Source organism: Mesorhizobium abyssinicae (assembly GCF_049887195.1).
Lineage (GTDB): Bacteria > Pseudomonadota > Alphaproteobacteria > Rhizobiales > Rhizobiaceae > Mesorhizobium > Mesorhizobium abyssinicae.
The window spans coordinates 15,165-41,247 of record NZ_JARAKC010000010.1 but is presented as its reverse complement, the minus strand read 5'-3'; the positions used below and the strand labels follow the sequence as shown (position 1 = coordinate 41,247).

The following is a 26,083-nucleotide window of genomic DNA, read 5'->3' as shown; positions in this document are numbered from 1 at the left end:
CATGACCACAGCACCCGCTCCGGCGGGGTGGCGATTCAAGCAGCCGAGTGTCATTCCAGGTTTCGGACTGACGCTCGGCTTCTCGCTTGCCTACCTCACGCTCATCATCCTCATCCCGCTCTCCGGGCTGGTCTGGCGCTCGGCGGCACTCGGCTGGACCGATTTCTGGGCGATCGCTGCCGACCGCCGCACCATCAACGCGCTTGAAATCAGTTTCGGCACCGCCTTCATCGCCGCCGGCGTCAATGTCGTCTTCGGCACCATCGTCGCCTGGGTGCTGGTGCGCTACCGCTTTCCCGGCCGTCGCATCGTCGATGCCATGGTCGACCTGCCTTTCGCGCTCCCGACCGCCGTCGCCGGCATCGCGCTCACCACGCTTTACGCGCCGAACGGCTGGATCGGCAAATTGCTGATGCCGCTGGGCATCAAGGTCGCCTATACGCCGCTCGGCATCGTCATCGCGCTGGTGTTCATCGGCTTGCCCTTCGTCGTGCGCACCGTGCAGCCGATCATGGAAGAGCTCGACAAGGAGGTCGAGGAAGCGGCCGCCACGCTCGGCGCCAACCGTTTCCAGATCATCACCCGCATCCTGTTCCCGGGCCTGGCGCCGGCGATCATCACCGGCTTCTCGCTCGCCTTCGCGCGCGGTGTCGGCGAGTACGGCTCGGTCATCTTCATCGCCGGCAACCTGCCGTTCAAGTCGGAGATCGCACCGCTGCTGATCGTGATCAGGCTGGAGGAGTACAATTATCCGGCCGCCACCGCTATCGCAGCCATCATGCTGGCGCTGTCGTTCCTGATGCTGCTGGTCGTCAACCTGGCACAGTCATGGAGCCGCAAACGCTATGGCTGACCCCGAAATCAAATCCTACGAACCGCATCACGAAAGCCAGTCGGCGGCGGTCACCGAAAGCCGGCCGGTGCGCATCGTGGCGATGGCCGTGGCCTTCGCCTTCCTCGCCGTCTTCCTGCTCATGCCGCTGATCGTCGTCTTCCACGAGGCGCTGGCAAAGGGCGTCGGTGCCTATTCGGAGGCGCTGGCCAGTTCCGACACGCGCTCGGCCATCCGGCTGACACTGCTGGTGGCGGCGATCTCGGTGCCGCTCAACCTCGTCTTCGGCATTTCCGCCGCCTGGGCGATCGCCAAGTTCGAGTTCAAGGGCAAGGCCTTCCTGACCACCCTCATCGACCTGCCGTTCTCGGTCTCGCCGGTGATTTCCGGCCTGGTCTACGTGCTGCTGTTCGGCGCCCAGGGCGTGCTCGGCGCCTGGTTGAAGGCGCATGGCGTCGTCATCCTGTTCGCCGTGCCGGGCATCGTGCTCGCCACCGTCTTCGTCACCTTCCCCTTCGTTGCCCGCGAACTGATCCCGCTGATGCAGGAACAGGGCAATGGCGACGAGGAGGCCGCGCTTTCGCTCGGCGCCAATGGCTGGCAGACCTTCTGGTACGTGACGCTGCCGAACATCAAATGGGGCCTGCTCTACGGCGTCCTGCTCTGCAACGCCCGCGCCATGGGCGAGTTCGGCGCGGTGTCGGTGGTGTCGGGGCACATACGGGGCCTCACCAACACCATGCCGCTGCATGTCGAAATCCTCTACAACGAGTACAATGCCGTCGGCGCCTTCGCCGTCGCTTCGCTGCTTGCCGGCCTGGCGCTGGTGACGTTGGTCTTGAAAACACTTCTCGAGATGCGCTACGGCGCCGAGATCGCCGCCACGCGCGGACACTGAATGCATATCGCCCAAAAGCGCGAACCGGTTTTGGGATAACGGCAGGCACCGACAAAAGGGACGGTTTATGGAAGTTCGCGTTGCCAACGTGCGCAAGGAGTTTGAGCGGTTTCCTGCCCTCCACGACGTCTCGCTCGACATCAAGTCGGGCGAGCTGATCGCGCTGCTGGGCCCGTCCGGCTCCGGCAAGACGACGCTTCTGCGCCTGATCGCCGGGCTGGAGCGGCCGACCAAGGGCACGATCTTCTTCGGCGACGATGACGCCTCGCAGAAGTCGATACAGGAGCGCAATGTCGGCTTTGTCTTCCAGCACTACGCGCTGTTCCGCCACATGACCGTCGCCGACAATATCGGCTTCGGCCTCAAGGTCCGCCACGGCGCGGCACGCCCGCCGGCGCAGGAGATCCGTCGCCGCGCCTCGGAGCTTCTCGACCTCGTCCAGCTCTCGGGCCTGGAGAAGCGCTACCCGGCGCAGCTCTCGGGCGGCCAGCGCCAGCGCGTCGCGCTTGCCCGCGCCATGGCGATCGAACCGAAGGTGCTGTTGCTCGACGAGCCGTTCGGCGCGCTCGACGCCCAGGTGCGCCGTGAGCTTCGCCGCTGGTTGCGCGAGATCCACGACCGCACCGGCCACACCACGGTCTTCGTCACCCACGACCAGGAAGAGGCGCTGGAGCTCGCCGACCGCGTCGTGGTGATGAGCCAGGGCCGCATCGAGCAGGTCGGTTCCGCCGATGAAATCTACGACACCCCGAACTCGCCCTTCGTCTATAGCTTCATCGGCGAATCGAGCTGCCTGCCGGTCAAGGTCGAGAGCGGCGAGGTCTGGATCGCCGACCGGTCGATCGGCCTGTCCGCCCCGCATGCGGCCTCGGGCGACGCGCTGCTGTATTTCCGCCCCCATGACGTCGAACTGCTCGACGGCTGCAGCGGCTGCATCGCCGGCACCGTTGCCGCCAGCCGCCGCGTCGCCGGCACCAGGCGGGTGGAGCTCGAGATCGGCGGCGAGCGCCAGCGGGTCGAGGTCGAGCTGCCCGTCGATCATCCGGCGGCGCAGAAGAGCCGGGTGGCATTCAGGCCGCGGCGCTGGAAACTTTTCCCGGCGTCCGAGCCCGGAAAAGCCAGCTGAATCAGCCTGAAAGAAAATCCTAACAAGCATTTGTTTCGGCGGAATCTTTTCCGACGACGACACGATAGCGCCGGCTCGCATGTCTGGCGCTGGCCGGCCTTGTGCTATTATCCTGCGCCCTTGTTGCAACTCTCAAGGAGCCGGTTTTCATGAAGCGATTTTTGCTTGGCGCGGCGGCACTGGCCACCCTCTTCCTCGCATCCTCCGAGGCCTGGTCGGCCGACAGGTTGCTTAACGCGTCCTACGACGTCGGCCGCGAGCTGTTCGCCGAAGTCAACAAGGCCTTCGTCGCCGAACATCCGGGCGTGACGATCGACCAGTCGCATGCCGGGTCCTCCGCTCAGGCGCGCGCCATCGCCGAAGGGCTCGGCGCCGATGTCGTCACCTTGAACCAGGTCACCGATGTCGATTTCCTGGTCAAGAAGGGGCTCGTTTCCGCCGACTGGCAGAAGGATTTCCCAGACAACGCCTCGCCCTTCTATTCGCTGCCGTCCTTCCTGGTGCGCGCCGGCAACCCCAAGCACATCAAGGACTGGAACGATCTGGTGCGCGACGACGTGCAGGTGATCTTCCCCAACCCCAAGACATCGGGCAATGCGCGCTACACCTATCTCGCCGCCACCGCTTACGCCAAGGAGGCCTTCAAGGGCGACGACGCCAAGGTGAAGGAGTTCATCACCAAACTGTTCAACAACGTGCCGGTCTTCGACACCGGCGGCCGTGCCGCCACAACGACCTTCGTGCAGCGCGAGATCGGCGACGTGCTGATCACCTTCGAATCGGAGACGCGCGGCATCCGCAAGGAGTATGGCGACGACAAGTTCGAGCAGGTCACGCCCTCGGTCAGCTTGCTGGCGGAATTCCCCGTCGCCATCGTCGGCAAGGTTGCCGACGAGCATGGCACGCGCGATCTCGCCAGGACCTATCTCGACTTCCTCTATACTTCCGAAGGCCAGGACATCCTTGCCCGCAACGGCAACCGCATCCGCGATACGGCGGTCGCGGCGAAGTACAAGGACCAGTTCCCCGATGTCCGCCTGCTGACGGTGGACGACGTCTTCGGCGGCTGGCCCAAGGTGCAGGCCGAGCATTTCGCCGCTGGCGGCCTGCTCGACCAGGCCTATGGCAGCCGCTGACGGCTCCAGCGCCTCGGCGTCGACCTGAACAGGAAAGCCGGCTTCGCCGGCTTTCCTCATTTCATGCGCCAGCAGGCCGATTCCTGGCAAAATCCCGACCTCATCTGTGAGAAACGTTACAAAGAATCAACGCGTTTGTGCCTAACGTGCCGTCGGGCGGCTTGTTTTGCGCGAAACGGCAATACGCGATCCGAGACGTCATGATTTGCACACAAACAACCGCCAGATGCAGGCGGTTGGGGTTTTTCATGAACTGAATCGGGCATGCTTACCAAAAAAGGCAAATACGGCCTCAAGGCCCTCGTGCATCTTTCCGGCCTGCCGGCCGGCCAGCTTGCATTCGTCAACGATATCGCCGTCGCCAACAACATTCCGAAGAAATTCCTCGACGCCATTCTGGGCGAGTTGCGCAATGCCGGCTTCGTCCAGAGCCGCAAGGGCAAGGAAGGCGGCTATCGCCTTGCCCGCCCGGCCTCCGAGATCAAGATCGGCCATGTCGTGCGTGTCCTCGACGGTCCGCTGGCGCCGATCCCCTGCGCCAGCCGCACGCAGTACCAGCGCTGCGAGGATTGCGACGAGGCGACCTGCCAGGTCCGGCACATGATGCTGGAAGTGCGCCAGGCGATCGCCGAAGTGCTCGACAACCGCAGCCTCGCCGCCATGCGCGACGCCGACAATGACGATTTCCCCGTCGAGCTGACGTCGCAGATCTAGAGCAATTCCAGGAAAAGCATGTAACGGTTAGGCTCGGCGACTTCGCCGTAGCCTTCCGTCCGGAATTGCGTAGAAACAAATAATTAGCCCGGACCTGAAGCTCCGCATCAAGGCCTGCGCCCGTCCCCTGGGCGCTCGAATGCTCGTGCCCGATTGCGCAGCGGCCATGGACGCAGTAGAGCGGCCTTTCGGACGCAACCAGGAACAGGCGGGACACCGATCCGATGAGGCTGCCGTGGTTCGGAAAATCCCGCAGGGCCGACCGCAGGAGATCGTCCCCCGTCCATCACACCGAGATCATCGCCGACGTGCCGGTGCCGGAGCGTGGCGAAGCGGTGCGCTTCTTCAGCCGCAGGCTGGTCGGGCCCGGCCGGCTGCGCCGCTTCTCGAACCGCGATCTTCGCGAAAGCCTGCTCTTTTCTTTCCTTCTCGTCGTCGCCGCGACACTGCCGGTCGTCTGGTGGGCGCCGATCTGCGCCTGGAGTTCGAAGCTTCGGCTGAAGCGCCATCTCCGCAAGGATTTTCCACGCTACGCCGCAGCGGTCCGCACCGTCCTTGGCGACCGCGTCGATGCGCAAGCGCTGTTCAGGCAATTGCTTGCCGCTGTTCATCGCCGGCAATTGCTGCTTGCCGCGCACCTCACCGGCCACGGCTGGTCGCCGGAAATCCGGCTGGAAGGGCTTGAGGGCCTGCGCGCGGCGCTGCGGCGCGGCCGCGGCGCCATCATCTGGTGCGATCAGTTCACCGCCCAGACCATCATCGGCAAGCGGGCCCTGCATGCCGCCGGCCTCGAAACGCACCAGGTCAGCGTCAACTTCCACGGCTTTTCAGACTCGGTTTTCGGCCTGCGTTTCCTCAACCGGCCGCTGATCGCGGTGGAGAACCGCTACCTCAAAAGCCGGGTCGTCTTCGAGCGCGGCGATGCCTACCAGGTGACGGTGCGCATGCAACGCATGCTGAGGGAAAACGGCATCGTCCTGATGACCAACACGACCCACGCGGGCACCACCTTCACAGAAGTCGGCATCGGGGAAAGCGGCTGGACCCAACTGGCCTCGGCTCCGGCAAACTTCGCCGCGCGAGGCGGAACGGCGCTGTTTGCCATGTCGACCTTCGAGACCGTGCCCTTTCGCGAATACCGCGCGGTCATCAGCCCCGAACTGGCGCCGCCGGCAAGGCCGGCATCCGCCGCGACAAGGGACATGGCGGCGAAGAACCTCGAAACGCAGGCGCGCTACATCCTGCTCAAGCGCGATCGCCTCCTGGAGGCGATGAAATTGTACCCGGAACAGATGATGGTATGGGCAGGCGCCCAGAGGTTCACCGAGCGGTCGGGCGACACGACGGACGCGGGCGCCGACATATCCTCATGAGGTCTTTGTCCTGAGTTCGTCAAGCACGCCGGCGACGATGTCGGAGATCGGGCCGGTGCCGTCCACGGTCAACGCCGGTTCATCCGCCGTCGGCGCTTCGAGCGTGGCGAACTGGCTGTCGACCAGGCTCGCCGGCATGAAATGCCCCTTGCGGCTGCCGACACGGCGCCTGGCGGTTTCCGCATCGATTTCCAGATAGACGAAGCGCAGCTCCGGGCAAAAGCCGAGCAGTCGCGCGCGGTAGCCGCGCTTCAGCGCCGAGCAGGCGGCGACCACGCTCTGCCCGTCGGCGATCGCGGCCGCGATACGCCCCCCGATCGCATCCAGCCAGCCGGCGCGCAATTCGTCGGTGAGCGGCTCACCGCTTGCCATGCGCGCCACGTTCTCGGGCGGATGCAGCCTGTCGCCCTCGACGAATGCCGCACCCAGCGCCGCCGCCAGCGACTCGCCGACTGCGGACTTGCCACAGCCGGCCACCCCCATCGCCACGATGGCCAGTGGCGGTCGGGCGTCGCTCGTCCGTGCCTCGCTCGGCAGCGGTCCAGCTTTTTCGGTCACGGTCAGCGGCTCGCCGGCGCCCGGCCGTAGAGCAGGAGCATGACGACGATGACCACGCCGTAGACGATCTGCCGCCCTGCCTCCGGCATCTGCATGACCGAGAGGATGGACTGCAGAAGCGTGATCAGGATGACGCCTGCGACGGTGCCCAGATAGGAACCGCGTCCGCCAAGGATCGAGGTGCCGCCGAGCACAACAGCAGCGATCGACGGCAACAGATAGGCATCGCCCATCGACTGCGCCGCCTTCGAAGCGTAACCGGCCAAAAGCACGCCGCCAAAGGCCGAGAGCCCGCCAGAAACCGCGAAGGCGACCATCACCACGCGGCGTGTGTCGATGCCCGAAAGATAGGCGGCGCGCTCCCGGTTACCGATGCCGTAGACGGCGCGGCCGAATCCGGTGCGGGTCAGCAGGAAGACCATGGCCGCTCCGATCAGCGCCCAGATGATGACGGCGTTGGGCACCGCCGGAATGGCAAAGCCGGTCGCCAGATAGCGCATCGCCGGCGTTGCCGAATCCTGCGGCGAGAAGCCTCCCGTGTAGACCACCATCAGCCCTTGCGCGACGGCATTGGTGGCCAGCGTGATGATCATCGAGGGGATGCGCAGGTACGCGACGCCGATGCCGTTGACGACGCCGATCGCGATGCCGCAGACAATGCCGAACGGGATGGCGAGCACCGACCCGAGCGGCCCGTAAGCCGCGGCCGCGCACGCCATCATGGCGCCGACCGCCACCGACCATGGCACCGACAGGTCGATCTGGCCGAGCAGGATGACCAGCATCATGCCGGTGGCGATGACGCCGAGGAACGATGCCACCTTGAGCTGCTGCAGCAGATATTCCGGCGACAGGAAGCTGCGCGAATAGAGGCTGCCGACAAGCAGGAGCAGCACGATGCAGGCGAAGGCGGTGACGACGGCCGGATCGGCGCGGCGAAGGAATTTCGGCATGCGCCCGGCAATGCCGCCGATGAGGGTCGTATCGCTCACAGGAACCACTCCAGCCGGTTGCGGACCCTGAACAGGGCGAAGGCGCCGAGGCTGACCGCGATCAGCAGGATAACGCCCTGGAACAGCGGCTGCCAGAGCGGGTCGAGGTCGAAGACGAAGAGCAGGTCGCCGATGGTGCGGAAGGCCAGCGCGCCGAAGATCGCGCCGAGCGCGCTGCCCTTGCCGCCGAACAGCGAGACGCCGCCGAGCACCACGGCGGCGATCGAAAACAGCGTGTAGGCGTTGCCGCTGGCATAGGCGGCGTCGCCCGTATAGGTGAAGAAGGTCAGGAACAGCCCGCCGATCGCGGCCAGCAGCCCGGCAAGCGTGTAGGCGACGAATTTTCCGCGCCGGATCGGCACGCCCGACATGTAGGCGGCGGTTTCCGAGGAGCCGGCGGCGTAGGCCGCGCGGCCAAGCTCCGAGCGGCTGAACGGCACCCACACGATCAGCACAACGACCGCCAGCGCGACCAGGCTCGCCGGGACCAGGCCGAACAGCCGCCCGGTGAGGGCGTCGGCAAGATCCTCATTGACCGAACCGCCGGGAAACGGCCGCAGCAGCAGCGCGAGGCCGAAATAGACGGCACCGGTGGCGATGGTGGCGACGATCGGCTGCAGCCGTCCATAGATGACGATGGCGCCGTTGATGGCGCCGCAGACGAGCCCGGTGCCGAGCACGGCGATGACGCCGAAGGCGGTCTCGAGGCCGGTGCCGATCACCAGCCAGGAAGCCAGGCAATTGGTCAGCGTGAAGATCATGCCGACCGAAAGGTCGATGCCGGCGGTGATCACCACCAGTGTCTGCGCCATGGCGACGAAGGCAAGCAGCACGCCTTTGTTGGCGGCCGTCTGCACGACATTGGCGGTAAAGCCGGCCGGATGGTTCGCGCTGTAGATCGCGAACATGGCGACGAAGATACCGAGTGCGAGCAACGTTCCGCGTTGCTCGGCCAGCCAGTAACGCCAATCCTTCACGCTACGATCCCCTTCATGCGCCCTCTCCCTGCAGCGGACCGGCGCCCTCGCCGTGGATGTTGAGCGCGCTGGCGATCAGCGCATGCTCGGTGATCTCGGCACCGACCAGCTCGCGCTTGACCGCCCCGTCATAGAGCACCAGCACCCGGTTGCAGCAGCCGATCAGTTCGTCATAGTCGGTCGAATAGAACAGGATCGCGGCCCCGGCGTCGGCGAGCTTGCGCATCAGTTGGTAGAGTTCCTGCTTGGTGCCGACATCGATGCCGCGTGTCGGGTCGTTGAGCAAGACGATGCGCGGCTGCCGCATCAGCCATTTGGCGATGACGACCTTCTGCTGGTTGCCGCCCGACAGCGCGCCGACCGGAATGTCGAGGCCGGCGGTCTTGATCGCGAGCAGCTCCACCATGTCGTCGATCAGCCGCTGCTCGGTCGCGCGGTCGATGACGCCGGCCTTCGACAGCCGGTCGAGCGCCGCGAAGGAAAGGTTCTCGCGCACCGTCATCGGCAGCATGAGCCCCTCGGTCTTGCGGTCCTCGGGGATGAGCGCCATGCCGATGCGGCCGTCGCGCGCGGCTGAGGGACTGGCGATGGAAACCGCCTTGCCATCGACCAGTATCTCGCCGGCAAGGCCGCGCAGCACGCCGAAGAAGGCAAGCAGCAACTCCCGCTGGCCCTGGCCGTCGAGGCCGCCGAGGCCGACGACCTCGCCCGCCCCGACGGTGAGCGAGACATTGTCCAGCCGGTCGGTCCAGCACAGGTTGCGCGCCTCCAGCACCGGGACGGCGGCACCGTGCCGCGCCGGCTTCGGCGGGAAGATGTGGCTGTATTCGCGTCCGATCATCAGTTCGACGACCTCGCTGTCACTCTTCGAGCCGGCCGCGTAGCTGGCGACGTTGCGGCCGTTGCGGAAGACGGTGCACTGGTCGGCAAGCTCGGCGATCTCGTTCATCCGGTGCGAGATGTAGAGCAGCGCCAGCCCCTCTTCCCGCAGCCGCTTCAGCACGCCGAAGATCTTGGCGACGTCGGTCGCGGTCAGCGCCGAGGTCGCCTCGTCGAGGATCAGGATGCGCGGCTTGCGGGCCAACGCCTTGGCGATCTCGACCATCTGCCTTCTTGAAAGTGGAAGGTCCTTCACCAGCGCCAGCGGGTGGATGTCGGAAGCACCGGCGCGGGCGAGCGCCTCTTCGGCGATACGGCGCTGCGCCTTGCGGTCGATCAGGCCGAAACGCTTCGGCGGATCGGAAATGACGATGTTGTCGGCGACGCTGAGCTCGGGGATCAGCGACAGCTCCTGGAAAATGCAGACGATCCCCGCCCGGTTGGCCGCCGCCGGCGAGGCGAAACTCACCTCGCTTCCGTCGAGCAGCATACGGCCCTCATCGGGCGCCACGACGCCGGCCATCACCTTGATCAGTGTCGACTTGCCGGCGCCGTTTTCGCCGAGAATGGCATGGATGCTGCCCGCCGTGACGGACAGCTCCGCCTTTTCCAGAGCCCGCACGCCGCCATAGCGTTTGGATATGCCTTGCATGCTAAAGAGCGGAACCGCGCCGTCCATCAGCCCTCCGAGGCAATTTGCTGTCGACAGGTGGCAAGCAGCCGGAGCCGCGGGAGATGCCCGCCGCTCCGGCCGGTCAGACTACTTGTTTTCCTTGGTCTGGCCCATGATTTCCTGCGCGGTGAAATTGATCCCGCAGGTCGGGAAGGAATTGCCGACGAAGAAATTGTCGGACTGATCGGGGAAGTAGTCCTGGCCTTCCTTGAAGTTCGGATCCTCGACGATCGCCAGCGGCAGTTTCACCGATTGCGGCACGACGTTGCCCTCGAGCGCCGAGATCGCCGTCTTGATCGCGACCGCCACCTGGGCGGGGCCGGTGCCGGCAGACGAGCACTTCAGGCCATCGGCGGCGTGCGCCGCGCAGAACTTGCGGAAGCCATTTTCGGTCTCGCCGCCGAACGGCACGAAAGCATGCTTTGCATCGATCATCGCCTGCACGATGCCGGTGTCGCCGCCCTGGCCGGTGATGCCGACGAACGGACCGTTGGTGGCGATGGCGTCGGCGGTGACCTTCTGCGCTGTCGGATCATCCCATTTGCCGGCGACTTCGGTGACGTCCCACTTCTTGCCCGAAGCGTCCAGGACCTCATGGATGCCATTGTGGCGATCGGTGTCGACCGAGGTACCGGCAACACCGCGTACTTCAAGGATCTTGCCGCCATCGGGTATATGGCTGATCAGCCACTTGGCCCACAGTTCTCCGAGGCCCTTCTGGTCGACATTGACGTTGATGGCATCCTTGGTGTCGAGGATGTTGTCGAAGGCGACAAGGACGACGCCGGCTTCCTTGGCGCGCTTGATCACCGGCCCGAAGGCCGTCGGGTTCTGGGCATTGACGACGATCGCATCAAAGCCGGAATCGATGAAGTTGTTGATCGCCGAAATCTGCGCCGGGACATCCTCGCCGGTCGATACGACCTTGAATTCCTTCAGCTTTGCCGCGACGTCCTTCTGCGCGGCATAGGCCTTGGCCGTCTGGATCATCTGGATGCGCCAGGTGTTGGCGATATAGCCGTTGGCGAGCGCGATGCGGTACGGGCCATCCTTCTTGGGGAATTTGAAGAACTGGGTGTCGGCCGCCCACGGCGCGAAGCAATCCGGCTCGGCTGCCGGCCCCTTGACGACTTCCGGCTCGGCGATCGCCGATGAGCTCAGCATGACGAATGCAGTGGCGGCAACGATGCCACCAACAAGTGACTTGATCATTGATATTCCTCCCGGTTGCAGTTCTGCTTGATGCTGCGTGGTTCTGGCGCCTATCCACATCTGGGAAGGCCCTCCAGCCTTGCCCATGACGCCTTTCAGGGTGGCGGTTTGCCACCCGATGCCCCTCCTCCATCTCCCTCAAGGAGAAAACAAAGCTAGCATATTATATATAATAAACAAGCATGAGCTGTCGCTTATATATAATAAACAGACCTCGATCTTGCTTTGAATTTTCGCGCGAAACAACTGGTAGCGCTACCATTGCGCAGTGTAAACCGGCATTTGCACAGTCGCTTCTGCGTGTTTCACCGTGCTGTGCTCTCGCGCCGCATCAGCTCGAAGCCGAGGTCGACAACACGCTGTCGCGGCCTCTCCCCCGCGATCGCCGCCAGCGCCATGGCGACTGCCTGGCGGCCGATTTCATAGCGATGGGTGCGGATGCTGGTGACCGACGGAAACGCCGCCTGCATCATGTCGAGATCGTTGAAGCCGACGATGCCGATGGTCTTGGGAACTTCGATAGCGGCGCGATGGCATTCGAACAGGACGCCAAGCGCGATATCGTCATTGTTGCAGAAAACCGCGTCGAGCGACGGCATCTTGGCCAACGCATCGCGAAGAAGCTCGCGACCGAGCGTCACGCTGGACAGCAGTGGCGTGGTGGTCACCAGCCGCGGGTCGAACAGGCCCGCCGCTTCCATGGCGGCGCGATAGCCGGCCAGGCGCCGCTGCGAGCGCGGGTCCATGCGGGCGCCGATGAAGCCGACCCGCCGGTAGCCCGCCTCGATCAGGTGCTCGGTCGCCGCCCGGCCGCCGTCGAAATGCGAAAAGCCGACCAGCATGTCGACCGGATCGGGACCGGTCTCCATGACCTGAACCACCGGGCAGCCGGCCGTCTCCAGCAGGCGGCGCGAGGTTGGCGTCTGGTCGATGCCGGCCACGATCAAAGCCGCCGGACGTTGCGGCGCGAACACCTGCAGGAGGCGCTCCTCTTCGAGGCCGGAATAATGGGTGTTGCCGAGCTGGATGCGGAAGGGACTGTCCGACAGGCTGTCATAGATGCCGCGCACGACCTCGGCGAAGACGTTGTTGGTGAGCGACGGCACCAGTACGCCGAACACCTCGGCGCGGGCCGAGGCCAGCGCCCTTGCGTTCGGATCGGGAACGTAGCCGAGCTCGTCGACGGCGGCCTGGATCTGGCGGCGCAGCTCTTCCGAAACCCGCCCCGGTTCGCGCAGCGCCCGCGATACGGTGATCGCGCCGACGCCGGCCTTGCGCGCCACGTCGGCGATGGTCGGACGGCCGCCGCCGCGGCGCGAGCGCGGCTTGGTCACCGCCCTGCCCTCGACGCCCCGCCATCTCCCAGGCTGGGCCGCGAAACGATGGTCTTTGTCGGTATCGCCATGCCAATCCCTCGCCGCGCCATTCTGGCGTCGCGCAGCCTGCCGCCCTTGTCAAGCAGGCGGGACCCCGCGGCCCGCCGTCAGGCCATCGCCATGGCGCTGCGCCGCGCCTTCCACATCAGCAGGAGGATGGCCGCCAGATTCACCAGGTTCCAGGCGATGCCGTTGAGGAAGGCGGCGGCATAGGAGCCGGTGAGATCATAGATCCAGCCCGACATCCAGCCGCCGACCGCCATGCCGAAGATGGTGGCCATCATGACGATGCCGACGCGCTGGCCGGCCTCCCTTGCCGGCATGTAGTCGCGTATGATGATCGCATAGCAGGGCACGATGCCGCCTTGCGACAGGCCGAAGACCAGCGACACGACATAGAGCGAGGCAAGCCCGTCGAAGGGGATGTAGAACAGCAGCGACAGGCATTGCAGCACCGAGCCGATCAGCAGCGTCCTCACCGCGCCGATGCGATCGGCAAGGAAGCCCGAGCCGATGCGGCTGGCGACGCCCGCCGCCAGCATGATCGACAGCATGTCGGCGCCATGCGCCATGCCATAGCCGAGGTCCATGCAATAGGCGACGATGTGCACCTGCGGCATCGACATGGCCATGCAGCAGCCGAAGCCGGCGACGACCAGCAGAAGCTGCAGCGCCGACGGCGAAAGCGAGATCGGCCGCACCGGACGGCCGCCGGCAGTGCCGGCCATCGCTTCATGCGGAGCGCCGCGCCGCAGCATCAGCACCAGCGGCACCATTGTGAGCAGGCAGACGACGCCGATCGCCGCATAGGTGAAGCGCCAGCCTTCCGCCCGCATGATCGTCGGCATGACGAAGGGCCAGACCGCCCCGGCGAGGTAATTGCCCGATGCCGCAACCGTCACCGCGACGCCGCGGCGCCGGTTGAACCAATGCGAGATGTCGGCGATCAGCGGGCCGAAGATTGCCGACGTCCCGACGCCGATCAGAAGTCCCTGGACCAGGGTGAAGCCGAGGATCGAACTGGTGAGCGAGGCGAGCAGGAAACCGGTGCCGAGCGCCGTCGCGGAAACCAGCGCCGGGATCCGGTAGCCCACCCGGTCGATGGCGCGGCCGACCAGCACATTGCCGGCGGCAAAGCCGACCATGGTCGCGGTATAAGGCATCGAGGCCGCGGCACGATCGACGCCGAACTCCGCCTGCACCGCCGGCAGCACCACGACCACCGCCCACATGCCGACACCGCCGATCGTCGCCAGAACCACCGAGATGGCGAGCCGGATCCAGGCATAGGCGCTGTCGATGCCTGGGCCCTGGGCGCTGCTGGAGAAGGTGGTGGCCAAGGCGTTTCCTGTCCGCGGTGTTTTCGGGATCGAGCGGTTCGGCCCCACTATTCGGCGCATCGACGGGCATCGAGCAGCGCCACGACAGGCAAATCCGTCGCTCCAGAAGCAAGGATCCCGCGGGAACAGACATCTCCGCGCTGAGTTTCCGTCATGAAAGGAGTGCTGCCATGACCGCGAAACGAAAATGGTCGGCCGAAGTGACCGGGCACAGCAACGCGATGGATCTCGAGGAGCATGTCTTCGAATCCGACGATGCCAGGAAGATCGCCGCCTCGCTCAAGCGATCGGCCGAGCACAGCGACCGGCGCAAGGCCGAGCCGTTCCAGTCCGCCATGTCGATGCTGAACTTCTACATCAACCGTGCCGGCAGCAACCTGCCGGCGGAACGCAAGCGAGTGCTGGAGAAGGCCAAGGACGAGCTGCGTGCCGCTTTCGGCCGCGAGCGAGACGATTGATTTCGCTCGGGTCGCGTGGCCTATCTCGATTTAATGACGTCATCGGTGTTGGCGAGCAGCTTGCGCACCGCGGCGCGCGCCGCGTCCGGCCGCTGCAGCCGGATGTTCTTCTCGATCGCCTCATGCAGTTTCTGCGCATGCTGCAGGTCGTCGACCTCTCGCGTCGTGTAGCTGAACAGGTGATCGAACGCGGATTCGATCAGCACGCCGAGCGGCACCAGCAAGTCGTTGCCCGAGGCCCTCAGGATCGCGAGATGGAAGCGCGTGTCGGCGCGCGTCCGCTCCTGCAGCGTCGGCGCCTCGCCCATCTCGCGGCAGGCCTGGCTTATCTCGGCCATCTGTTCTTCGGTACGCCGCATCGCGGCAAAAGCCGTCGCCTCCGGCTCGATGATATGGCGGAATTCCTGCACCGTCTTCAGGAACACCTCGCGGTCGGGCGAGGTCGCGTACCAGGCAAGCACGTCGCGGTCGAGCAGGTTCCAGCGCTCTTTCGGCTCCACCCAGCTGCCGATCTTCGGGCGTGATGCCAAAAGGCTCTTGGCCATCAGCATCTTGATTGCCTCGCGCACGGCCGAACGGCTGACGTCGAAGGTCTCCGACCATTTGGCCTCGTTGGGCAGGATGGTGCCCGGCGGATAGTCGCCGCGCACAATCCGAAGGCCGATCTCGCTGGCCAGCGAAGCATGCACGCTCGATCCCGGAATGCGCGGCGCATCGGCTCGGCGAATGGCGGCCTGGCGCTCGGCGGACGCCGCCTGCTCCGGTGATTTTTCTTTGTTCGGCTTCCCGTTCCGCATCTGCCCCAGAAAGTCCGGATTTCGGACCCTGTCAAGCACGGCAAGGCTGATGGAGCGCAAAGCCGGCGGCTGTGCACAGATCAGCCACGGCTTTGCGCCCCATCAGGCCGTTTTGACGTATTTGCGCCAGCTGTGCTCCGGACGGAAGCCGAGCAGGTCGCGCGCCTTGCGGTTGGAGAGCAGCGTCTCGTATTCGCCGAGCTCCACCTTGACCGGCACGTTCGGATAGAACCGCTTCAGGAGTTCCGCTGTCGGCAGGTCGGACGAGGTGTCGTCGTTGGCGGCGTTGAACACCTGGTAGCCGAGCCCGTCCTTCTCGATGGCGCGGAGCGTGATCTGGCCAAGGTCGCGGGCGTCGACATAGCTCCAGGCGATCCGCTTGCGGAAGCCCGGATCGGCGAACCATTTCGGGAACAGCGAATACTCATGCGGCTCGATGACGTTGCCGATGCGCAAGGCGTAGATGTCGGTGCCGTTGCGCTGCGCGAAGGCGCGCGCCGTCTTTTCGTTGACGATCTTGGACAGCGCGTAGCTGTCCATTGGATCGACGTCGTACTCCTCGTCGAGCGGGAAATATTTGGGATCGCGCGGCTCGTTGGCGAAGACCAGGCCGTAGGTCGTCTCGCTGGACGCAACCACCACCTTGCGGATGCCGAGTTTCACCGCCGCCTCGATGACATTGTAGGTGCCCATCGCGTTGATACGGAACACCTCGTTGTCGGGCGTGATCATGATGCGCGGGATGGCGGCGAAATGCACAACCGCGTCGACCGGCTGCGGACGCAGCGACGGATCGAACTCGTGCAGGCCCATATAGCTCGACAGCGCGTTGAACACCTGGCCGCTGTCGGTGATGTCGGTGATCAACGTGCGCACTTTCGGATTGTCGAGCGGCTTGGTGTCGATGTTGAGCACCTGGCAGCCATGATCGACCAGATACTGCACGACGTGCCGCCCTGCCTTGCCGCTGCCGCCGGTGAACATGATCCGCTTCGTCATTTCGCTCTCCACATCGCTCGATATTGCCGTGTATTGTCAGACAATATTGCATTCCGCAACCATATGCGGCAAGAACAACGGCGAAATTATCGATAATCCCCAGACAGGACGGAACGACATGACCACCACCGCCGCACGCGAAAAAATCGGCTTCATCGGCCTGGGCCTGATGGGGCACGGCATCGCCAAGAACATCGTCGACAAGGGCTATCCGCTGACCTTCCTCGGTCGCAAGGACCGCAAACCGGCGGAGGACCTGGCTGGCCGCGGCGCCACCGAAGCGGCGACGTCACGCGAGGTGGCGGCATCATCCGACATCGTCTTCATCTGCGTCACCGGCTCGCGCGAGGTCGAAGCCATCATTCGCGGCCCCGGCGGCCTGAAGGAAGGGCTGAAGCAAGGCGCCGTGGTCGTCGATTGCTCGACCTCCGACCCGGTCTCGACGGTGGCGCTGGCGGCCGAACTCAAGGCGCTTGGCGTCGACTATGTCGACGCGCCGCTCAGCCGCACGCCGAAGGAGGCCTGGGAAGGCACGCTGGACGCCATGGTCGGCGCGCCCGACCCGGTTTTCAACAGGGTGAAGCCGGTGATCGAGACCTGGGCCGGCCGTATCGTCCATATCGGCGACACCGGCGACGGCCACCGCATGAAATTGCTCAACAATTTCATCTCGCTGGGCTACGCCGCGATTTATTCCGAGGCACTGGCGCTGGCCGAGAAGGTCGGCATCTCGCCGTCGCGCTTCGACAGCGTCATCCGCAACGGCCGCATGGACTGCCCCTTCTATCAGACCTTCATGCGCTGGACGCTGGAGGGCGACCGCGACGCGCATAAATTCTCCATCGCCAACGCTTTCAAGGACCTCACCTATCTGGAGTCCATGGCGGGCGCCGCCGGCATCGCCAACCCGCTCGGCAACGCCACCAAGAACTCCTTCGCCGGCGCCTTTGCCGCCGGCCCGGCCGAGCAGTTCGTGCCGATGCTGGCGACCCATATCGGCAAGGTCAACGGCGTCGACCTGATGCCGTCGAAGGACCGCGTGAAGCAAAAGATCTGAGCGCGACCCAGGAAAAGCGGTACCGGTCGTCCGTCCGGCTTCGGTAAAATAAATGCTTAGAGCGGAACGCTGATTCTGGAGCTGAACGGCTCCGGGCCATGGAAGACGGACGTCGCTTCACCGCCGCGACCGCTGGATGACCTCGTCGGTGTTGGCGAGCAGCCTGTGCACGGCGTTTCTGGCGGCGGCCGGGCGTTTGAGGCGGATACTCTTCTCGATGGCCTCGTGCAGCGACTGCGCCCGCCGCTGGTCGCTGTGCTCGCGCGTGACGAAGACGAACAGATGGTCGAGCGCCGATTCGATCAGCACGCCGAGCGGCACCAGAAGCTCGTTGCCGGAGGCGCGCAGGATGGCGAGGTGGAAGCGCGTGTCGGCGCGCGTGCGCTCCTGCAGGTTGGTGGCAGCCCCCATCTCGCGGCAGGCCTGGCTGATCTCCGCCATCTGCTCCTCGCTCCTGCGCATGGCGGCGAAGGCGCTGGCTTCCGGTTCGATGATGTGGCGGAACTCCTGCACCGTCTTCAGGAACAGCTCGCGATCCGGCGCCGTCGCGTACCAGGCAAGCACATCGCGATCGAGCAGGTTCCAGCGCTCTTTCGGTTCGACCCAACTGCCGATCTTGGGGCGCGACGCCAAAAGGCTCTTCGCCATCAGCATCTTGATCGCTTCGCGCACCGCCGAGCGGCTGACGTTGAAGGTCTCCGACCATTTGGCTTCGTTCGGCAGGATGGTGCCGGGCGGATAGTCGCCGCGCACGATCCTGAGGCCGATCTCGCTGGCCAGGGAGGCATGCACGCTGGACCCCGGGGTCCAGGCCATCTCGGGCCGTCGAGCGGTAACGGCAGGGCCGGCTATCGTCCCGGTACTGGCGGCGCGCTTTCTTGATCTGTCGTCCGGCATCGGCGTTCCGGCGTCGGCGCGCTGTCGTTGGGAAACTGTCCGGGATTGTCCGCACCCGCCGATGTCTTCGTCGAAAAGCCAATGTCTCGTCGAAAGCAAGACGCATGGGCGCGTCAAAGCCGGAGCCTGCCGCCCCGACAATGCTGCCTGTCCTTGTCCCTGAGGGAAGTGACGGGGCGCCTCGAAAGGACGCCCCGCTATCGCGGACTACTTCTGGATGCAGGTGTCGACCGTATCCTTGGTGCATTCGTCGAGGCCGGTGAAGACCGGATCGTCGACCTTCTTGCCTTCGATGAGGTCGATCATCACCGACGGCGCCTTGTAGCCCATTTCGAACGGCCGCTGGCCGACCAGCGCGGTCACCAGACCATCCCTGGCGATCGCCACCTCGTCGCCGATCGTGTCGGCGGCGCCGATGACGAAGGCGTTGCTGGCGATCTTGTCGGCCATCGGCTTGAACAGGTCGCGATAGGGCTGCGGCGCGCCGAACAGCGGCCAGCCGCCCATGATGCCGAAGGCGTCGAGGTCGGGATTTGCGGCGAGGATGTCGGTCATCGCCTGCACGCCCTTGGCGCCGTCGTCATTGGTGAACACCGGGCAGCCGGCGACTTCCGTCCAGCCGCCTTCGCCGGCAAGCGCGGCGAGACCGTCCTTGCCCGACAGCGCGTCACGCATGCCTTGCGCGCGGCGCAGGATGTTGTCGGCCGCCGGATTGCCCTCGATGGTGCAGATCTTGCCGCCATTGGGCTTGGCCTTCTTGATGTATTCACCGATCTTCTTGCCCATCAGATAGTTGTCGGTGCCGAGATAGGTCTTGCGAAGGCCCGCATCTTCCTTGGCAAGGTCGGCATCGACCGTCATGATCGGGATCGAGGGATTGGCGGTCTTGATCGTCTGCGCGATCAGCGGCGCATTGGAAGGCGAAATCGCCATCGCCACCGTGTCGGGCTTGCTCAGCATGTCCTGCACGATCTGGGCCTCGCCGGCCTCGTCCGAAGTCGATGCCGGGCCGGTGTAGAAGCATTCATATTCCGAGCTGGCGTTTTCCTTGTTCCACTTCTCGCAGCCCTGGTGAATGGCTTCGAAGAATGGGTTGTCGAGCCCCTTCACCACAATGACGAGCTGTTTCTTGGCCAGTGCCGGCCCGGCGCCCAACGCCATGACGGCGGCAGCGGCGAGCAAAAGTGATTTCCTCATATCAGTCCTCCCTTGAAACAGACGGGCACGGCGTGCCCGCCACGCAGATCAACCCGGTGCGCGAAAACAGAGCATCGTTTCACGAGCGCTCGTGCCCCGCCAGTCCAGGCCGATAAGCATTTCCAGATGCAATGCCGAACCGCGCTGACGAGAACTGCCGCCAAGTCCCGGACCGGTATCGCGCCCGCCGATTCCGCCCGCCCAGCCGGGTCGAAAGATCGGCATAATCTTCCTCCGATGCTTAGGTAATATCGGCTTGCGGCCAACGTCAATTGCTATTTGTCCTACAAAACGGATTTTTGCAAAAACATTCCTTCAATTCGTCCGACAATTGATTGACGCCTGCATGAGCATTTGCGTAAATGCGCCAAATCGCCGTTCCCGGGGGGAGCCGGGGAGAGCGGGGCCGCGGCAAAACCGCAGGCCGCAACAGGGAGGCATTAGGCTGGTGGCGGTTCTCGAACTCACCAACATCTCGAAGCATTTCGGCGCCATCCAGGCGGTCAACGACGTGTCGTTGTCGATCGAGCCTGGCCAGGTCGTCGGCCTGATGGGCGACAACGGCGCCGGCAAGTCGACGCTGGTCAAGATGATCGCCGGCAATTTCCGCCCGAGCCATGGCAACATGCAGCTGGACGGCAGGGAGCTTGTCCTGCACAAGCCGGCGGAGGCCCGCCAGCACGGCATCGAGATCGTCCATCAGGACCTGGCGCTGTGCAACAACCTGACCGCCGCCGCCAATGTCTATCTCGGCCGTGAGCTGCGCAGGGGCGTCGGTCCGTTCCGCATCCTCGACTATGCCGCCATGTACAAGCGTGCCGGCCAACTCTTTGCCGAACTGAAGTCCGAGACCCGCCCGCGCGATCTCGTCAAGCAGATGTCGGGCGGCCAGCGCCAGGCGGTGGCGATCGCCCGCACCATGCTGTCGCAGGCCAAGATCGTGCTGATGGACGAGCCGACCGCGGCGATCTCCGTACGCCAGGTCGCGGAAGTCCTGAACCTGATCCGCCATTTGCGCGACCAGGGCATCGCGGTGGTGCTGATCAGCCACCGCATGCCCGACGTCTTCGACGTCGCCGACCGCGTCATCGTCATGCGGCGCGGCAGGAAAGTGGCCGACAAGACCATCGCGTCCAGCTCGCCCGAGGAGGTAACCGGTCTGATCACCGGCGCTATCGAGCAGGTCGCATGAGCACGGCAACCCCGGAATTTACGGTGCTGGCGCGGCCCGGCAGGAAAGGTCGATAATGGCAGTCACCCTTGACCAGACGATCGCGCAGAAGCAGCACACCTTCATGTCGCGGCTGCTTGGCAGCCAGACTTTCTGGGTGGTGATCGCGGTGATCCTCGCCTGCCTGTTCCTGTCCTTCGCCACCGACGCCTTCGCCACGCAGAAGAACCTCTACAACATCACCCGCAACATCACCTTCGTCGCCATCGTCGCGCTCGGCATGACCTTCGTCATCATCACCGGCGGCATCGACCTGTCGGTCGGCTCGGTGCTTTGCCTGTGCTCGATGGTGCTGGCCGTGACCATGCATGCCGGCTACGGCATCGAAGTCGGCATCCTCGCCACCATCCTGACAGCGCTCGTCATCGGTGCTTTCAACGGCATTCTGATCGCATATCTCGGCTTTCCGCCATTCGTGGTGACGCTCGGCATGCTGTCCATCGCGCGCAGCCTCGCCATGGTCGCCTCCAACAACACCGTCGTCTTCCAGTTCGGTCCGGACCACGACAAGCTGCTGGCGCTGGGCGGCGGCGCCTGGGTGTTCGGCATCGCCAATCCGGTGCTCTACATGATCCTTCTGGCGCTGATCACCGGCTTCACGCTGCGCTGGACCAAGTTCGGCCGGCACATCTTCGCCATCGGTGGCAACGAGCATGCGGCGACGCTCACCGGTGTTCCCGTCAAGCAGATCAAGGTCGCGGTCTACATGATCTCGGCGCTCTCCGCCGGCATTGCCGGCATCATCGAGACCGGCTGGCTGGGCGCCGTCACCACCAACATCGGCACCGGCATGGAATTGCAGGTGATTGCCGCCACCGTCATCGGCGGCGCCAACCTCGCCGGCGGCGTCGGCACCGCTTTCGGCGCCATCGTCGGTGCGGCGCTGATCGAGGTGATCCGCAACAGCCTCGGCCTGCTCGGCATCAACGCCTTCTGGCAAGGCACCTTCATCGGCGGCGCCATCCTGCTCGCAGTGCTGTTCGACCGTATCCGCAACTTCCGGCGCAGCGACTAGGCCGGACCGGATCCGGCTCCTATCGCTCAGTCTGAAAATCCGCCCGTGCGGCGCAAGGCGCCTGTGAGGCCTGGCGCACGCGCCTTGACGAGCGCCCGACGCCCGCCGCACAATCGCTGGGCGGGCGAAGGGAGGCCAGTCGCCCGCGGGAGGATATACCCATGACGGAAGCGATCAGGCTCTACTGGGGCCGGTTCGGACATGTTTCTGTCCTGAATGTCGCCAACGACTTCGTCACCCATGCCCATGTCGAGGCGCATCTGATCATCTGGCTGGACGGCACGGCCGGCGAGATGACCATCGGCCGCGAGACGGTGCGGCTCGGACCAGACACCGCCGCCGGCATCAACTCCTTCCAGCCGCACAGCCATGCCTTGTCGCACGATGGCAGGCCGGGCCTGTTCCTCGCCTTTTACATCGATCCCGACTGGGCTCGCCGGCGCCGTGACCTGCCCTCGTCGGCGCCGCTGTTCGCGCAGGCGGCGATCACGCTGGAGCCGTGGCTGCACCAGGCGGCGGCGCACCTGCTTGATCATCTCAGCGACAATGAGAGCATCGACGACATCGCCAATTACGAGATCGAGCGCTTCATCGACAGCGTGCTCGACGCCGCCGACGCCTCGGCGCCGCATGTGGCGCGCGGCCGCGTCAACACCATGCAGGATTTCCGCGTCCGCAAGGCGATCCAGCTGATGAAGGCCAATGTCTGCGAACGCATCTCCTTCGACGACGTGGCCCGCAGCGTCGGCCTGTCGAGGCCGCATTTCTTCGCCCTGTTCAAGGAGCAGACCAATCTGACGCCGAACGTCTATTGGAACACGCTGCGGATGGAGGAAGCCGTGCGCCAGCTGCAATGGTCGCAGGAACCGCTGATCTCGGTCGCCTGCAATCTCGGCTTCACCACCCAGGGCAATTTCTCGCGCTTCTTCCGCGACCATGTCGGCGTGCCGCCGACGCTCTATCGCGAGGCCGCGCGAGCGATGGCTTGAGCGGCCCTGGCTGCAGCGGCTCTATTTTCAGACTGATTGATAGGCACTCAAGACGCATTGATAAGCGCCGGCTGCCTGTGCGCCCTACCCTTTCCGCCATACGCATCCGCAAGGGAACGGCTCCATGGCGAAAGTCACCATCTCCAGCGTCATCGACGCGCCGGTCGAACAGGTCTGGGCGCGGATACGCGACTTCAACGGCCTGCCGGGCTGGCACCCGCGAATGGTCGAAAGCCATATCGAGGACGGCAAGGACGCAAGCACGGTTGGCTGCGTGCGCAACTTCCAGCTCGTCAGCGGCGCCCGCCTGCGCGAAAAGCTGCTCGACTTCTCCGACGAGAAGTTTCTGGTCAGCTACTCCATCCTCGAGACCCCGCAGCCGATCACCAATCACAAGGCGACGCTGCAGTTGCGGCGTGTCACCGACGGCGACCGCACCTTTGCCGAATGGAGCGCGAGCTTCGACGCCGCTCCCGAGGAAGCCGACAAGCTCGCCGAAGGCATGGGCGCCAATGTCTTCCAGGGCGGCTTCAACGCGCTGAAGAGCCATTTCGCCGGCCAAAGCTGAGCCAAGGAGCGTGCCATGGCGCTTGCCCTCCAGACATTCCCGACGGTGAAGGACGCGAACGCGGCGCTGCAGGCCGCCGGCACGCGCTATCTCGGCGGCGGCACGCTGGTCGTGCGCGCCGCCAATGAAGGCGATGTCTCTGTCTCCAGCCTCGTCCGCGCCACCGAACCGTCACTGTCGGCGATCGCCGTTTCCGGCGGCAAGGTTCGCCTCGGCGCCTCCGTCACCATGGCTGCGATCGCCCGCCACCCGCAGCTCGCATGGCTCGCGCCCGCCGCGCGCGCCGTCGGCGGTCCGGCGATCCGCAACATGGCAAGCGTCGGCGGCAATCTCTTCGCGCCTGCGCCCTACGGCGACTTCGCCGTCGCGCTGCTTGCGCTGGACGCGAGCGTCGCCGCCGAGGATGGCGAAGTGCCGATCGAGACCTTCCTGGCCGGACGCGACGCCAGCCGTTCCATCGTCACCTCCGTCACCTTCGCCTTGCCCCGCCCGGAGAGCTTCCGCTTTCTCAAAGTGTCGCGGATCAAGCCCAAGGGCATTTCGGTCCTCAGCATCGCCGCGTTGCTGGAACGGGCGGACGACGGCACGATCACTTCCGCGCGCATTGGGCTTGGCTGCATGGCCGACCGGCCGATGCGCGCCCGGGCGGCCGAGAAGGCGCTGCTCGGCTGCCGGCTGACGCGCGGGGAGATCGCGCCGGCGCTGGCCGTGGCAAACGAGGGCATAGCACCGATCACCGATCCGGTCGCCAGCGCCTGGTATCGCGCCGAAGTGCTGCCGGTCCATCTCGGCCGGCTCCTGCTCGCATGATGCCTGTCGCCCAAAAGCGCGTAGCGGCTTTGGAATTGCGACAGGCAGGAAGTCTCACACGTCGGGGGCGCGCGTCTGTCCGGATATCCGGGCAGGCGCGCTGGGAGGAAACACATGGCGAAGGTCCCGGTTCAGTTCACGCTCAACGGCTCGGAAAAAGCCGAGTTCATCGAAAGCGGCACGACGCTGCTCCACGCGCTCCGCGACAAGATCGGCGACACCTCGCCGAAAGGCGGCTGCCACCAGGGCACCTGCGGCGCCTGCTCGGTCATCGTCGACGGTGAGCTGAGGCTCTCCTGCCTGACGCTGGCCGAGACCTGCAACGGCGCCGTCATCAGGACCACGGCAGGTCTCGCCGAGGGCGGCGTGCTGCATCCGCTGCAGCGCGCCTTCCTCGATGCCTTCGCCACCCAATGCGGCTTCTGCACCCCGGGCATGATCATGGCCGCCAAGGTGTTGCTCGACCGCACGCCCAATCCCAGTCGCGAAGAGGTGGTCGAGGCGCTGTCCGGCAACATCTGCCGCTGCACCGGCTATGAGCCGATCATCCAGGCGGTGCTGAGCGCCGCGCGTTCCAATTCGCAGAACGTGGCCTGAGGGGACCAAGAGAATGGAACTGCGCAAGAGCTATTTCGCCGATCAGCGCAAGGACGGGCTCAACGAGATCGGACAGCCGAGGCCGCGGCTCGATTCGCCCGGCCATGTCACCGGCAAGACCGCCTATTTCGCCGACCGCAATTTTCCGGGCATGTTGCATTTGAAGATGGTGCGCAGCCCGCACCATCACGCCCGCATCCGCGCGATCGACACCTCGGAAGCCGAGAAGCACCCCGGCGTGGTAAAGGTGCTGACGGCCAAGGACGTGCCGCACAATGTCTACACCATCCTGATCCTGATCCAGATCGGGCCGGAGGACGAAACCGTGCTCGCCGACGGCAAGGTGCGCTGGAAGGGCGAGGCGGTGGTTGCGGTGCTGGCCGAGACCGAGCGTGCGGCGCAGGAGGCAGCGGCCAAGGTCAAGGTCGACTACGAGGTGCTGCCCGCCGTCTTCGACATGGAGGAAGCGCTGAAGCCCGGCGCGCCGCTCGTCAACGAATACCACGGCCAGAACCACTACCTGTATGACAGCGGCGAGTGCCGCAAGGTCCGCTTCGGCGATGTCGAGGCGGGCTTTGCCGAGGCCGACCACATCCTCGAGCAGACCTACCAGTCCTCGCCGATCGAGCATGCGCCGACCGAGACGACCGGCTGTGTCGTAGCGCCCGAGGGCAACGACCGCTTCACCTGCTACACCAACACGCAGGCGATGTTCTTCACCCTCGACAACGCCTCGATCATCCTGCAAATGCCGGGCTCGAAACTGCATTTCGTCGGCGGCACGGTCGGCGGCGGTTTCGGCGGCAAGGTCGACGTCATCGTCGAACCGATTGCCATCCTCGGCGCAAAATTAACCGGGCGACCGGTCTGTTTCATCTACAGCCGCGAGGAGGAGATGCAGATTTCGTCGCCCCGCGCGGCCGAAAAGATCGTGATCAAGGACGGCGTCATGAAGGACGGCCGCATCGTCGCCCGCAAGGTGACCGGCTACACCGACGCCGGCGCCTATTCGCGCCATTCGCCCTATGGCGCGCAGAAGGGTGCGGCGCACTATCCCGGTCCCTACACGATCCCCAATGTCTGGATCGACACTTATTGCGTCTACACCAACCGCACCCCCTCCTCCGCCATGCGCGGCTTCGGCGTCACCATCGGCGACTTCGCGCTTGAGGTGCAGATGGACAAGCTGGCGCGGCTGATCGCCATGGACCCGCTCGAGTTCCGCTTCATCAACGCCTACCGCGACGGCGACATGAAGGCGCATCGCCAGCCGACCGAGGGCGCAGCGCTGATCGAGTGCATGCAGGAAGCCTCGCGCGCCGCCAACTGGCCGGTGGCGGAGAAATTCATGGCGATGTCGTCCTACAGGAAGGGAGGCTGAG

At 65.0% G+C, this 26,083-nt stretch carries 26 protein-coding genes; 15 read left to right on the top strand and 11 right to left on the bottom strand.

Features of this window, described 5'->3' with window-relative positions; genetic code table 11:
* Window position 1: 1 nt before the first annotated feature.
* The 6 genes from cysT (at window position 2) to PU724_RS21495 (ending at window position 6,079) form a co-directional block, all read left to right on the top strand.
* Window positions 2-853 (top strand): sulfate ABC transporter permease subunit CysT, encoded by an 852-nt coding sequence (gene cysT, locus PU724_RS21520; RefSeq protein ID WP_127311280.1) that lies wholly within the window; start codon window positions 2-4, stop codon window positions 851-853.
* Complete coding sequence (cysW, locus tag PU724_RS21515) at window positions 846-1,730, top strand: sulfate ABC transporter permease subunit CysW (protein WP_127286390.1); 885 nt, start codon at window positions 846-848, stop codon at window positions 1,728-1,730. The genes cysT and cysW overlap by 8 nt, the downstream gene beginning before the upstream one ends.
* A gap of 67 nt (window positions 1,731-1,797) precedes the next feature.
* Window positions 1,798-2,856, top strand: coding sequence for a sulfate/molybdate ABC transporter ATP-binding protein (locus tag PU724_RS21510; protein ID WP_127286389.1), 1,059 nt, complete (start codon window positions 1,798-1,800; stop codon window positions 2,854-2,856).
* A gap of 149 nt (window positions 2,857-3,005) precedes the next feature.
* The gene (locus PU724_RS21505) at window positions 3,006-3,992 is read left to right on the top strand and encodes a sulfate ABC transporter substrate-binding protein (RefSeq protein ID WP_127286388.1); all 987 of its coding nucleotides are present in this window, start codon (window positions 3,006-3,008) and stop codon (window positions 3,990-3,992) included.
* 264 nt (window positions 3,993-4,256) lie between these two features.
* On the top strand, window positions 4,257-4,706 hold the full coding sequence (locus tag PU724_RS21500) for an RrF2 family transcriptional regulator (RefSeq protein WP_013530871.1): 450 nt from the start codon (window positions 4,257-4,259) through the stop codon (window positions 4,704-4,706).
* 224 nt (window positions 4,707-4,930) lie between these two features.
* Window positions 4,931-6,079, top strand: a complete 1,149-nt coding sequence (locus tag PU724_RS21495) for a hypothetical protein (protein WP_127311279.1) — start codon at window positions 4,931-4,933, stop codon at window positions 6,077-6,079.
* On the opposite strand, the gene PU724_RS21490 is transcribed toward PU724_RS21495, so the two are convergent.
* The 7 genes from PU724_RS21490 to PU724_RS21460 form a co-directional block, all read right to left on the bottom strand.
* Complete coding sequence (locus tag PU724_RS21490) at window positions 6,074-6,637, bottom strand: gluconokinase (protein ID WP_407046112.1); 564 nt, start codon at window positions 6,635-6,637, stop codon at window positions 6,074-6,076. The two genes, PU724_RS21495 and PU724_RS21490, sit on opposite strands and share 6 nt — an antisense overlap.
* Before the next feature lie 2 nt (window positions 6,638-6,639).
* On the bottom strand, window positions 6,640-7,629 hold the full coding sequence (locus PU724_RS21485; protein WP_127285456.1) for an ABC transporter permease: 990 nt from the start codon (window positions 7,627-7,629) through the stop codon (window positions 6,640-6,642).
* Window positions 7,626-8,606, bottom strand: a complete 981-nt coding sequence (locus PU724_RS21480; protein ID WP_127285457.1) for an ABC transporter permease — start codon at window positions 8,604-8,606, stop codon at window positions 7,626-7,628. Before PU724_RS21480 ends, PU724_RS21485 begins: the two co-directional genes overlap by 4 nt.
* 13 nt (window positions 8,607-8,619) lie before the next feature.
* Window positions 8,620-10,164: a sugar ABC transporter ATP-binding protein gene (locus tag PU724_RS21475; protein WP_354423782.1), complete on the bottom strand. Its 1,545-nt coding sequence runs from the start codon at window positions 10,162-10,164 to the stop codon at window positions 8,620-8,622.
* Between the two features lie 81 nt (window positions 10,165-10,245).
* A complete protein-coding gene (locus PU724_RS21470; RefSeq protein ID WP_127285459.1) occupies window positions 10,246-11,370 on the bottom strand; it encodes a sugar ABC transporter substrate-binding protein in 1,125 nt (374 codons plus the stop codon).
* Between the two features lie 305 nt (window positions 11,371-11,675).
* Entirely contained in the window at window positions 11,676-12,704 is a 1,029-nt protein-coding gene (gene gntR, locus PU724_RS21465) for an HTH-type transcriptional regulator GntR (protein ID WP_127285460.1), read from the bottom strand.
* Window positions 12,705-12,853: 149 nt separating this feature from the next.
* On the bottom strand, window positions 12,854-14,086 hold the full coding sequence (locus PU724_RS21460) for an MFS transporter (protein WP_354423785.1): 1,233 nt from the start codon (window positions 14,084-14,086) through the stop codon (window positions 12,854-12,856).
* 170 nt (window positions 14,087-14,256) lie between these two features.
* Here PU724_RS21460 and PU724_RS21455 point away from each other — a divergent pair, with 170 nt between their 5' ends.
* Complete coding sequence (locus PU724_RS21455; protein ID WP_292101584.1) at window positions 14,257-14,544, top strand: DUF3175 domain-containing protein; 288 nt, start codon at window positions 14,257-14,259, stop codon at window positions 14,542-14,544.
* A gap of 20 nt (window positions 14,545-14,564) precedes the next feature.
* Here PU724_RS21455 and PU724_RS21450 read toward each other — a convergent pair whose 3' ends face one another.
* Entirely contained in the window at window positions 14,565-15,341 is a 777-nt protein-coding gene (locus PU724_RS21450) for a FadR/GntR family transcriptional regulator (protein ID WP_126059023.1), read from the bottom strand.
* Between the two features lie 102 nt (window positions 15,342-15,443).
* Entirely contained in the window at window positions 15,444-16,340 is an 897-nt protein-coding gene (locus PU724_RS21445) for an NAD-dependent epimerase/dehydratase family protein (protein ID WP_354423787.1), read from the bottom strand.
* Between the two features lie 118 nt (window positions 16,341-16,458).
* Here PU724_RS21445 and PU724_RS21440 point away from each other — a divergent pair, with 118 nt between their 5' ends.
* Entirely contained in the window at window positions 16,459-17,397 is a 939-nt protein-coding gene (locus tag PU724_RS21440; RefSeq protein ID WP_354423789.1) for an NAD(P)-dependent oxidoreductase, read from the top strand.
* A gap of 117 nt (window positions 17,398-17,514) precedes the next feature.
* Here PU724_RS21440 and PU724_RS21435 read toward each other — a convergent pair whose 3' ends face one another.
* A complete protein-coding gene (locus tag PU724_RS21435) occupies window positions 17,515-18,294 on the bottom strand; it encodes a FadR/GntR family transcriptional regulator (RefSeq protein WP_128347023.1) in 780 nt (259 codons plus the stop codon).
* Between the two features lie 207 nt (window positions 18,295-18,501).
* Window positions 18,502-19,491, bottom strand: a complete 990-nt coding sequence (locus PU724_RS21430) for a sugar-binding protein (protein ID WP_126059019.1) — start codon at window positions 19,489-19,491, stop codon at window positions 18,502-18,504.
* A gap of 448 nt (window positions 19,492-19,939) precedes the next feature.
* On the opposite strand from PU724_RS21430, the gene PU724_RS21425 reads away from it, so the two are divergent.
* From PU724_RS21425 to PU724_RS21395, 7 genes are all read left to right on the top strand, one after another.
* Window positions 19,940-20,683, top strand: coding sequence for an ATP-binding cassette domain-containing protein (locus PU724_RS21425; protein WP_127390979.1), 744 nt, complete (start codon window positions 19,940-19,942; stop codon window positions 20,681-20,683).
* A 55-nt stretch (window positions 20,684-20,738) separates the two neighbouring features.
* Window positions 20,739-21,737: an ABC transporter permease gene (locus PU724_RS21420; protein WP_127286805.1), complete on the top strand. Its 999-nt coding sequence runs from the start codon at window positions 20,739-20,741 to the stop codon at window positions 21,735-21,737.
* A gap of 161 nt (window positions 21,738-21,898) precedes the next feature.
* Window positions 21,899-22,726 carry an AraC family transcriptional regulator gene (locus PU724_RS21415; RefSeq protein WP_127286804.1) on the top strand — a complete coding sequence of 276 codons (828 nt, stop codon included), beginning with the start codon at window positions 21,899-21,901 and terminating at the stop codon, window positions 22,724-22,726.
* A 124-nt stretch (window positions 22,727-22,850) separates the two neighbouring features.
* The gene (locus tag PU724_RS21410; protein WP_127286803.1) at window positions 22,851-23,294 is read left to right on the top strand and encodes an SRPBCC family protein; all 444 of its coding nucleotides are present in this window, start codon (window positions 22,851-22,853) and stop codon (window positions 23,292-23,294) included.
* 15 nt (window positions 23,295-23,309) lie between these two features.
* The gene (locus PU724_RS21405; RefSeq protein ID WP_354423792.1) at window positions 23,310-24,104 is read left to right on the top strand and encodes an FAD binding domain-containing protein; all 795 of its coding nucleotides are present in this window, start codon (window positions 23,310-23,312) and stop codon (window positions 24,102-24,104) included.
* Window positions 24,105-24,218: 114 nt separating this feature from the next.
* The gene (locus PU724_RS21400; RefSeq protein WP_354423794.1) at window positions 24,219-24,701 is read left to right on the top strand and encodes a (2Fe-2S)-binding protein; all 483 of its coding nucleotides are present in this window, start codon (window positions 24,219-24,221) and stop codon (window positions 24,699-24,701) included.
* A 13-nt stretch (window positions 24,702-24,714) separates the two neighbouring features.
* Window positions 24,715-26,082 carry a xanthine dehydrogenase family protein molybdopterin-binding subunit gene (locus tag PU724_RS21395; RefSeq protein ID WP_354423796.1) on the top strand — a complete coding sequence of 456 codons (1,368 nt, stop codon included), beginning with the start codon at window positions 24,715-24,717 and terminating at the stop codon, window positions 26,080-26,082.
* The last annotated feature ends 1 nt before the right edge of the window (window position 26,083 follow it).

Bases quoted from the DNA above. Each gene is read 5' to 3' on its own strand.
- cysT (WP_127311280.1), top strand. From the start codon at position 2: ATGACCACAGCACCCGCTCCGGCGGGGTGGCGATTCAAGCAGCCGAGT.
- cysW (WP_127286390.1), top strand. From the start codon at position 846: ATGGCTGACCCCGAAATCAAATCCTACGAACCGCATCACGAAAGCCAG.
- PU724_RS21510 (WP_127286389.1), top strand. From the start codon at position 1,798: ATGGAAGTTCGCGTTGCCAACGTGCGCAAGGAGTTTGAGCGGTTTCCT.
- PU724_RS21505 (WP_127286388.1), top strand. From the start codon at position 3,006: ATGAAGCGATTTTTGCTTGGCGCGGCGGCACTGGCCACCCTCTTCCTC.
- PU724_RS21500 (WP_013530871.1), top strand. From the start codon at position 4,257: ATGCTTACCAAAAAAGGCAAATACGGCCTCAAGGCCCTCGTGCATCTT.
- PU724_RS21495 (WP_127311279.1), top strand. From the start codon at position 4,931: ATGAGGCTGCCGTGGTTCGGAAAATCCCGCAGGGCCGACCGCAGGAGA.
- PU724_RS21475 (WP_354423782.1), bottom strand. From the start codon at position 10,164: ATGGACGGCGCGGTTCCGCTCTTTAGCATGCAAGGCATATCCAAACGC.
- PU724_RS21470 (WP_127285459.1), bottom strand. From the start codon at position 11,370: ATGATCAAGTCACTTGTTGGTGGCATCGTTGCCGCCACTGCATTCGTC.
- PU724_RS21455 (WP_292101584.1), top strand. From the start codon at position 14,257: ATGACCGCGAAACGAAAATGGTCGGCCGAAGTGACCGGGCACAGCAAC.
- PU724_RS21450 (WP_126059023.1), bottom strand. From the start codon at position 15,341: ATGCGGAACGGGAAGCCGAACAAAGAAAAATCACCGGAGCAGGCGGCG.
- PU724_RS21445 (WP_354423787.1), bottom strand. From the start codon at position 16,340: ATGACGAAGCGGATCATGTTCACCGGCGGCAGCGGCAAGGCAGGGCGG.
- PU724_RS21440 (WP_354423789.1), top strand. From the start codon at position 16,459: ATGACCACCACCGCCGCACGCGAAAAAATCGGCTTCATCGGCCTGGGC.
- PU724_RS21435 (WP_128347023.1), bottom strand. From the start codon at position 18,294: ATGCCGGACGACAGATCAAGAAAGCGCGCCGCCAGTACCGGGACGATA.
- PU724_RS21430 (WP_126059019.1), bottom strand. From the start codon at position 19,491: ATGAGGAAATCACTTTTGCTCGCCGCTGCCGCCGTCATGGCGTTGGGC.
- PU724_RS21420 (WP_127286805.1), top strand. From the start codon at position 20,739: ATGGCAGTCACCCTTGACCAGACGATCGCGCAGAAGCAGCACACCTTC.
- PU724_RS21415 (WP_127286804.1), top strand. From the start codon at position 21,899: ATGACGGAAGCGATCAGGCTCTACTGGGGCCGGTTCGGACATGTTTCT.
- PU724_RS21410 (WP_127286803.1), top strand. From the start codon at position 22,851: ATGGCGAAAGTCACCATCTCCAGCGTCATCGACGCGCCGGTCGAACAG.
- PU724_RS21405 (WP_354423792.1), top strand. From the start codon at position 23,310: ATGGCGCTTGCCCTCCAGACATTCCCGACGGTGAAGGACGCGAACGCG.
- PU724_RS21400 (WP_354423794.1), top strand. From the start codon at position 24,219: ATGGCGAAGGTCCCGGTTCAGTTCACGCTCAACGGCTCGGAAAAAGCC.
- PU724_RS21395 (WP_354423796.1), top strand. From the start codon at position 24,715: ATGGAACTGCGCAAGAGCTATTTCGCCGATCAGCGCAAGGACGGGCTC.